The organism is Crocosphaera sp. XPORK-15E, assembly GCF_034931425.1.
Classification (GTDB): domain Bacteria; phylum Cyanobacteriota; class Cyanobacteriia; order Cyanobacteriales; family Microcystaceae; genus UHCC-0190.
This window is the reverse complement of the sequence record NZ_JAYGHQ010000025.1, coordinates 18,115-28,118: the sequence shown is the minus strand read 5'-3', so window position 1 is coordinate 28,118 and position 10,004 is coordinate 18,115. Positions and strand designations below refer to the sequence as shown.

At 33.1% G+C, this 10,004-nt stretch carries 4 protein-coding genes; all 4 read left to right on the top strand.

Going from position 1 to position 10,004, the window contains the following annotated elements:
• The first annotated feature begins 34 nt into the window (after window positions 1-34).
• The 4 genes from VB691_RS22315 (at window position 35) to VB691_RS22300 (ending at window position 9,860) form a co-directional block, all read left to right on the top strand.
• Window positions 35-2,380: an SDR family NAD(P)-dependent oxidoreductase gene (locus tag VB691_RS22315; RefSeq protein ID WP_323293735.1), complete on the top strand. Its 2,346-nt coding sequence runs from the start codon at window positions 35-37 to the stop codon at window positions 2,378-2,380.
• A 127-nt stretch (window positions 2,381-2,507) separates the two neighbouring features.
• The gene (locus VB691_RS22310; RefSeq protein ID WP_323293734.1) at window positions 2,508-3,215 is read left to right on the top strand and encodes a class I SAM-dependent methyltransferase; all 708 of its coding nucleotides are present in this window, start codon (window positions 2,508-2,510) and stop codon (window positions 3,213-3,215) included.
• Between the two features lie 25 nt (window positions 3,216-3,240).
• Window positions 3,241-5,097 carry an FAD-dependent monooxygenase gene (locus VB691_RS22305; RefSeq protein WP_323293733.1) on the top strand — a complete coding sequence of 619 codons (1,857 nt, stop codon included), beginning with the start codon at window positions 3,241-3,243 and terminating at the stop codon, window positions 5,095-5,097.
• Window positions 5,094-9,860, top strand: coding sequence for a non-ribosomal peptide synthetase (locus VB691_RS22300; RefSeq protein WP_323293732.1), 4,767 nt, complete (start codon window positions 5,094-5,096; stop codon window positions 9,858-9,860). The genes VB691_RS22305 and VB691_RS22300 overlap by 4 nt, the downstream gene beginning before the upstream one ends.
• The last annotated feature ends 144 nt before the right edge of the window (window positions 9,861-10,004 follow it).

Below are 10,004 nucleotides of genomic sequence, written 5' to 3'. Positions count from 1 at the left end.
TGTTTGAGTTTGGCGATCGCTGTTACTGTACCTCATGAATCCGAGAAACGCTATAGTTGTTGATACAATCGAGCAAATTGCAGCCTCTTATACGGCAGCTTGTGCGGTTAAAGATGCTAATAGTCAGACCGATAAATTAGCTCTCTTTTTTAGCACAGAAACCTCGAATCAAGAGGAATTTAAAAACTTATTAAAAAAAATTCGCCAAAAGGTAATTAATAGTTTTGGCGTTAATCCAGACTATTTTATTCCTTTAAATAAAGAGCAAATTCCTAAGACTTCTATTGGTAAAATTCAGCGATCACAATTAACAAAACGGTTTGACCAAGGAGAATTTCAAGACATTATAAAAGATATAGATATTCTCCTAGAAAATGATCAAACTCTTCCTGATTGGTTTTATCGTCAAGTTTGGCAAGTTAAGGAACCTTTATATCTTGATGCTGACTTGTTATCAGGTTATACCTTAATATTTATAGATCAGTTGGGCTTAGGGGAATTAGTCGCTCAAAAGTTGCAAGAAAAAAGCTTACCTTATATCATTATTTTAGCAGGAAATAGTTACTCTCAAATCAATGGCGATCGCTATACCATCAATCCTACTGAAACAGAAGATTATCAAAGATTAATAGCGTCTTTAACTCAACAAAATAAGCCTATTAACAATATTATTCACCTCTGGACATATAAACCCTATCAAGGAGAGATTAGTTGCTCAAAACAACTCGAAAAGGCTCAAGAGGAAGGCATTTATAGTTTATTATTTATTGTGCAAGCACTGACTAAAATTAAAAATATTGAACAACGAGATCAAAGTATTCAATTGTTATTTATTTCGAGTTGTAGTCAATCTCTTAATAAAGATGATGAAATCGCTTATGAAAAATCTCCCGTCTTGGGATTAACTAAAACAATTTCTCAAGAATTTTCCTGGATTAATAGTCGTCATATTGATTTACCTGTAAAGAATAATAAAGTCAATAGCAACTTGATCTTACAAGAATTATCTACTTTATCGAAAGACAGAGAAATCGCTTACAGAGAACAGAAACGTTTAGTAAAAGGCTTAGAAAAAGTTGATTTATCCCAAGAAACCAAACAAGAAATACCCTTTAAAAAAGGAGGGATTTATTTAATCACAGGAGGTTTAGGAGGCATTGGTATAGAAATCGCTAAGTATTTACTTGAAAATTATCAAGCTCGTTTGTTAGTGATTGGAATAACAGATTTACCTGAGAAAAAAGAGTGGAATAATCACCTAGAAAAAGAAGATGATTACACCACTAAAATAAAAAATCTCCAAAGATTGGAACGACTAGAAGGGGAAGTAATTTATCAAGCAGTAGATGTGGGAGATTTAACTCAGTTAGAAAAAGCAGTAAAACAGGTAAAAACCAAATGGAAAGGTGAACTTGATGGGATTGTTCATCTTGCTGGAATTTATCAAGAATATTTACTAATTGAGCAAACAAAACAAAGTTTATCAAATATTCTTCGCCCTAAAGTATTAGGAACTTGGAACTTACATCAACTTATCAAAAAAAATAAAGGCATTTTTATTAGTTTTTCCTCCTTAGCTAGTTTTTTTGGAGGAGCAACCCTGAGTGGTTATGCTGCTGCCAACCGTTTTCTAGAACATTTCAACCATTATCAACAATCAAAAAATTTATGTCCAAGTTATTGTTATAGTTGGACAGCTTGGCAAGAAACAGGGATGAGTAAAGGAAAATATACCGTTCGTTCTCAAGGTTATTATAGTGTAACTGTTCAGCAAGGCTTAAACTCATTCTTGGCTAGTTTATACCATAAGCAAACACAATTAATGATTGGTTTAGATGGAGCTAATCCTAAAATCAAGCGTCATACATCTTGTTTGGAAGGATTACAAAAACTAACAGCTTATTACACACTTAAACAACCTTCAAAAACTCTTGATGTCGCCAGTAAATTATCGCTAAAAGATTACTTTGGTACTCCTTATAAATGTCAATTCTATCCCGAAGAATCTTTGCCCTTAACCCATCAAGGACAAGTTAATAAAGAACAACTACTGCTCGAACTGAGAGACAATAATCAGGAATGGATAGCACCGAGAAATGAAATAGAAAGTAAAATCGCTAAAATTTGGCAAGATGTGTTAAATATTCAGAAAATTGGAATTAACGATAATTTCTTTGAACTAGGAGGACATTCCCTTTTAGCAAGTCAAGTCATTTCTCGTCTGCGTGATCTTTTTGCAGTAGAATTATCTTTACAAAGTTTATTAGAATATCCAACTATTATCAGCCTAACTCAAATGATAGAGGTACTTAATGTCTTACACAATAGTCAAGATATCATCACAGAAACACAAGAAGATTACGAAGAAGGTGAATTATGACAATAGTTATATACGAAGGTTTCTAAATCATAATTGATAAATTTTTGAACAGATTCTCTAAATTATGATAAAATACTTACAGGCTATCAAATCTAATCAGTTGAATGAATTTCTAACCAACCAAAACATGAACAATCAAAATAATACTAATTGGGATAAATATTGGGGGCTAATTAATCAACCTTCTCAAGTCCTTTGGGAAGTTGATTCTGAATCAGGGATGGGGATTGAAATTACTTTTTTGCAAAAAAGCTTCAAAAATTCCAATTTACCCTTAATTGATTTTGGCTGTGGTGATGGTAACATTACACAGTTTTTAGCAAAATATTTCCCTCAAGTTATTGGTGTAGATGTTAGTCAAAATGCTTTAAACTTAGCGAAAATTAGAACAAAGAAAGCAGGATTAGATATTAAATACCAAGTTATTGATACTGATGAAAACATAAAACAAATTCATGAGGATATTGGCGATTCTAATGTTTATATGCGCTCAGTTTTACATCAAATTGAGCCAGAAAAACGCATCTTGTTTGTGGAAAATCTGAAAACCTTAATCGGGCAAAAAGGAACACTATTTTTGATGGAAATTACTACTCAAGCTGAAGATAGGTTTCCTGAAGGAACAGCAATAGATAATCCTTCTCAAATCAGAAGATTATTAGATTGTGGTGTTAAACCAGATCATGTCAAGCTAGAAGAACTACAAAATCTATTTTCTTCTTCTAATTTTTCAATTTTAGAAGTAGACAAAGTTCTCATGCCAATGAATGCTACTATCAAGGGAGAAACGGCCGTAATGGATTATTTGTATGCTGTAATTTCTACTGCTAATTAAATTTACGAATGAAGGTCTTAACACAATGAACACCAATAAATTCTTAGCTCATCTGAAAGGTTTAGGTATTCAACTATGGGTTGAAAATGATAAATTACGTTATCGCTCTCCCCAGGGAGTAATGACCTCAGATTTACTGAAAAACTTAAAAGAAAGTAAAGAAGAATTAATCACATTATTAAGTCAAGAAAAAGCTTATGATGTGGTCATTTGTGGCGGTGGATTAGCAGGTTTAACTTTAGCACGACAGTTAAAACTTCAAATTCCTAATATTTCAATTGTTGTTCTTGATAGAATGACTCGTCCTTTACCTGAAGCTGGATTTAAAGTAGGAGAATCAACGGTTGAAGTGGGAGCATTTTATTTAGCCAATATTCTTCAATTACATGATTATTTAGATGAAAATCATTTACAGAAACTCGGATTAAGATACTTTTTTAATAACCAAAAAACTACCTTTCAAAAAAGACCAGAACTAGGATTATCTGAGTTTCATTCTCCTAAATCTTATCAAATAGATAGAGGAAAATTTGAAAACGATTTACGCCAGTTAAATGTTGAAACAGGAATAGAATTACAAGAAAAATGTTTAGTGAAAGAAATTGAACTAGCAATGGGATTACAGCAACATCATAAAATTGTTTATACTCAAGGAAAAGGAGATAATAAAACAACAAAAATAATCAAAGCTAGGTGGGTAATTGACGCAATGGGTCGTCGTCGATTTATACAAAAAAAACTTGGTTTAGACAAACCAAATAATGAAAAATTTGGTGCTGTCTGGTTTCGAGTTGAAGGTCGCTTTAATATCAGCGATTTCGTTCCTGAAAGTGAAGAAAAATGGCATAATCGTGTGCCTAACAACAACCGTTATTATTCGACTACTCATTTGTGTGGAGAAGGATATTGGGTTTGGATAATTCCTTTGTCTACGGGTCATACCAGTATTGGAATTGTCGCTCGTCAAGATCTTCATCCTTTTAACAATTATCATACCTATGAACTAGCTTATCAATGGTTAAAAGAAAATGAACTTGATTTAGCTTTATACTTAGAGGGAAAATCCCCTCTAGACTTTAAAAAAATGCCTAAGTATAGCTACTCATCTAAGCAAGTATTTTCCGACTCTCGTTGGTCTTGTATCGGCGAAGCAGGGACATTTCCAGATCCCTTTTATTCTCCAGGATTAGATAATATTGGTTATAGTAATTCATTGACCACTCAGATGATTGAACTTGACATTCAAGGTGAATTAACTAAGGAACAAGTTGAGGATGCTAATTCCTTCTTTTTGACTTTGAATGATGGATTTGCTTTTAATACTCAAAATGCCTACAATTGTATGGGAAATGGAACAGTAATGGCTACAAAATTTATTTGGGATACTTTGGCCGGATGGACATTTAGTGGTTTAATGATGTTTAATTCCATCTTCCTTAACCAACAACTACGAATGAAAATTCAGCAGATCAATAGAGAATTTTTTCCTCTTTCCTATCGAATGCAACAGTTATTTAGAGATTGGGCGAATCAGTCATTAGGCCGAGTTAACTTTACATTTATTGATTATTTGGCAATTCCTTTTGTTAATGAACTGCGAACTCGGAATTTAAAATCTAATAAAACAGAATCAGAAATTATTGATGCTTATCTAAGTAGTCTGAAATTATTTGAAGAGTTTGCTCAAGTAATTTTCCAGATAGCTGTTGAAGATACTATACCTGAAATGCTACCTAAAATCACATCTAATCAATGGTTAAATGCTTGGGCTGTTGGCATAGAACCTAATAAGTGGCAAGCTGATGGACTGTTTTATCCTAAGAGTTCACCTCGTAATTTAGATATTATAAAACAGCAACTTTTGGAGGCAATGGGACGATGAAAGTAGTAGAATTTTTATCTTACTTAAATAGTTTAGATATTAAATTATGGCTGGAAAATGAGAAGCTAAAATATCAAGCTCCTCCAGGAGTAATGACTCCAAAAATAAAGCAAAAAATAGGAGCCAGAAAGTCAGAAATTCTTGTTTTTTTAAAACAAGTAAAAATATCAGATAAGAATGCTTATTCACCTATTATTCCTGTCTCAAGGGATGATGATTTACCCTTATCTTTTGCTCAACAAAGAATGTGGTTTCTCTATCAGATGGATAGTCAAAACCCTGCTTATAATGAGATTCCTGTTATGCGTTTGACGGGAAGTTTAAATATTAATATTTTAGAGCAAAGTATTAATGAACTTGTTCAACGTCATGAAATTTTAAGAACCAGTTTCTCAGTTGTAGAAGGAAAACCCATTCAGATAATTTCTCCCACTCTAAATATAAACTTAAACGTTATTAATTTAAAAGATAGCTTTATTAAGAACAAAGATGAGATAATCACTCAAGAAATCCAAAAACCATTTGATTTAACTCAAGTTCCTTTATTACGATGTACCCTGATTGAAGAAGGATATCAATCTTATATTTTAATCATTGTGATTCATCATATTATTATTGATGGTTGGTCAAGAACTATTCTCTTTAAAGAATTATTTGATATTTATCAAGCCTTTATATTAAGTTTACCTTCTCCCTTACCTAAATTACCTATTCAATATGCTGATTTTGCTGTTTGGCAACGACAATGGTTACAAGGAGAAATTTTAGATAAACAACTTAATTATTGGAAAAAACAATTAGCTAATTCGCCTCATTTATTAGAACTTCCCTCAGATAAATCTCGTTCAGCCACCCCTACTTTTCAAGGTCATAGTATTGCTTTTAAAATTGATACTGAACTAACAGAAAAGTTAAAATGCTTGAGTCAAAAATCAGGTGTGACCCTATTTATTACCCTGTTAGCAACCTTAAATATTTTACTTTTTCGTTATAGTGACCAAAAAGATATTCTTATAGGAACCCCTGTTGCTAACCGTAACCGCCAAGAAATTGAGCCACTGATCGGATTTTTTGTCAACACATTAGTGATGCGGAATTCTCTAGATGAGAAGCTTTCTTTTCAGGAATTATTGCAGCAAGTTCGCACAGTAGTTTTAGAAGGTTATGCTCACCAAGACGTTCCCTTTGAGCAAGTGGTAGATGCCTTACAAATAGAACGTAGTTTAAGTTATAATCCTCTCTTTCAAGTCATGTTTGCCCTACAAAATACACCTATGACTAAATTAGAACAATCAGGGCTGAAAGTAACACCTATACCAGTAGAAAATGTTAGAGTGAAATTCGATCTCTCTTTAATTTTAGAAGAAAGAGAGACAGACGAAGGCAATTATTTAGAGGGAGTTTGGGAATATAATAGTGATTTATTTTTGACTGATAGAATTATTCGGATGGGTAGTCATTTCCAAACCTTACTAACAGAAATCATCAACAATTCTCAGCAAGCTATTGGCAAATTACCCCTATTAACGGAGTCTGAGAAACAACAATTATTAGTAGAATGGAATCAGACTAAAATACTTTACCCCAACAATAAATGTATTCATCAGTTATTTGAAGAACAAGCAGAAAACAAACCTGATGCTGTAGCAGTTTTCCATCACAATGAGTCATTTACTTATCAAGAATTAAATCAAAAAGCTAATCAACTTGCCCATTATTTAAAAAGTTTAGGGGTGACATCCAATAAATTAGTCGGAATTTGTTTAGAGCGTTCTCCCCTAATGATTGTGGGTTTTTTAGGCATTTTAAAAGCGGGCGGTGCTTATGTTCCACTTGATGCTAATTATCCTCCAGAACGTTTAGATTATATGTTAGAAGATTCTGGAGTATCAGTGTTACTTACTCAAACTAAATTAGAGAAAATTTTTACTAATTATAAAAAAGAAAAAGTTTGCTTAGATAAAAATTGGGACACCATTGAAAAAAAACCAGTTAATAATCCTAGGAATAAAATCAATTATAAGAACTTAGTTTATGTTATTTATACATCAGGTTCTACAGGAACACCAAAAGGGGTTTTAATTCAGCATCAAAATTTATTAAACCTAGTTAATTGGCATCAAAATGCCTTTAACATTACGGAAAAAGATAGAGGAACACAATTAGCGGGAATTGCTTTTGATGCTTCGGTATGGGAAATTTGGCCTTATCTAACTTGTGGGGCTTGTATTTACATTGTACCCCAAGATATTATCACTTCACCGAATCTTCTTAAAGACTTTTTATGCCATCACAGAATAACTGTTTCTTTTTTACCTACCCCTCTTGCAGAAGTTATCATCACTGATGATTGGTCAGCCGATTGTTCCTTAAGATTTATGTTAACGGGGGGCGATAAATTGAATCATTTTCCCCCTACTTCTCTCCCTTTTACCTTAGTCAATAATTATGGTCCAACGGAGAATACAGTTGTTACCACATCACAAAAACTTACCTCTGATGTCTTAAGTCAAAAAGATCCTTCCATTGGTCGTCCCATTGCTAACAATCAGGTTTATATTTTAGATAAATGTCAACAACCAGTGCCTATTGGAATTATAGGAGAATTATACATTGGTGGAGCGGGGTTAGCTTATGGATATCTTAATCGAAAAGATTTAACAGAAACTCGATTTATTCCTAATCCTTTTAGTCAAATCCAAGGAGAAAGACTGTATAAAACGGGGGATTTAGTTCGCTATAGAAACGATGGAAAAATTGAGTTTGTTGGCCGCATTGATGATCAAGTGAAAATTCGAGGGTTTAGAATTGAATTAGGGGAGATAGAAGCAGTTCTTAATATTCATTCTCAAATCAAAGAAGCTATTGTTATTGCCAAAGAAGAACAACCTGGATTAAAGCGTTTATATGCCTATGTTATTGGATCTGACCAATTGAATATAGCTCAATTGAGATCATTTCTGGAAGAAAAGTTACCCCAATATATGCTCCCTGCTTTCTTCGTTCAATTAGACGCTTTTCCTTTGACCACTAACGGAAAAATAGATCGTCGCGCTCTACCTAAACCTGATATTAATGTAGATGAACAAGTAACAAAAATAATTCCCAGTACAGACACTGAGAAAATTCTAGTTGACATTTGGAAACAAATATTAGGACTAGAGCAAATTGGCATAAGTGACAACTTTTTTGAATTAGGAGGAGATTCTATTCTAGCAATTCAAATTGTAGCAAAAGCCAATCAAGCTGGACTACAAATAATCCCTAAACAGTTATTTAGTCATCAAACTATCGGTCAATTAGCATCGATTACCCAGATAACTCCAGTATCTAAAATAATACAGGGATTGGTAACTGGAAAAGTCCCTTTAACTCCCATTCAAAAATGGTTTTTTGAGCAGCAGTTATCGGAACCTCATCACTTTAACCAATCCATTTTTCTAGAAGTTCCTGGGAATTTAAAACCCGATTTATTAAAGAAGACAGTCTTAGAGTTACTAGAACATCATGATGCTTTACGTTTACGCTTTTTTAAAGAAACGGAACAATGGCAACAATATAATAGTGATGACTGTACTTCTTTCGCTTTTGATGTTGTTAATTTATCACCCTTATCTAATCAAGAACAATTAAATAAAATGGGAGAATTAGCTGAGGATTATCAGCGTTCTCTGAATCTAGAAAAAGGTCCTTTAATCTCCGTTATTCTTTTTCAATTAGGTGAGACGGCAAAATTATTAATTATCATTCATCATTTGGCTATAGATGGAGTGTCTTGGCGCATTCTTACCGAAGATTTAGCCACCAGTTATCAACAATTAGAATCAGAAAAACTGATTGAATTACTCCCTAAAACCACCTCCTTTAAAGATTGGTCTGAGGAATTACAAAAATATGCCCAAAAAGCAGAACATAAATCTCAGTTAGCTTATTGGCTTAACGCTGATGTTTCTGAAATCTACCCCCTTCCTCTGGACTATAAAACTGATAACAGTTATAATATTGTTGCCAATGCGAAAATAGTTTCTTTTAATCTAAGAGAAGAACAAACTCGCTTATTATTACAAGAAGTTTCTCAAGCTTATAACACCCAAATTAATGATGTTTTATTAACAGCATTAGTACAAACATTAGTACCTTGGACTGGTGATTATAACCTTTTACTTGACTTAGAGGGGCATGGAAGAGAAAATATTTTTGATGACCTGATTTTGTCTCGAACAATTGGTTGGTTTACCAGTCTTTTTCCTGTTTATTTAAAAGGAGAAAATATGCACTCTCTGGGGGATTGTCTTAAATCAGTAAAAGAGCAATTACGACGAATCCCCAATCGTGGATTTGATTACGGAATTGGATATTATCTAAACTCAGATTCAATGATTCAATCTCGTTTAAAAGATTATCCAAAACCAGAAATTAGCTTTAACTATTTGGGCCAATTTACTCATCATCAAATAGGATCTATTGGTTGGAAATTTGCTCAAGAATTTAGCGGTTCTATTCATAGTCCTTTAGGACAGCGTTCTCATTTAATTGACATTAATGCCCTTGTTATTGATGGGAAGCTGCAAATGGAATGGCAATATAGTGAAAAGTTTCACAAAAAAAACACTATGGAAAACTTAATTAATGTTTATCAACAATCCTTGAAAGACATTATGAATCATTGTTTATCAACAGAAGGAGATTACACACCATCCGATTTTCCGAATGCTAATTTGAGTCAAGAGGAATTAGATGATTTACTGTTAGAACTGGATTAAATGATCAAATTATCAACCATTCACTGGAGAATATTTTATTATGTTACCCTCAATTGATAGCCTAACTCAGAATAGAAATGGAGCAGCCAAGAACAAGCCAGTTTGCCCTCTAATAGCTTGTCCGCTCATAGACTCGAATAGTTG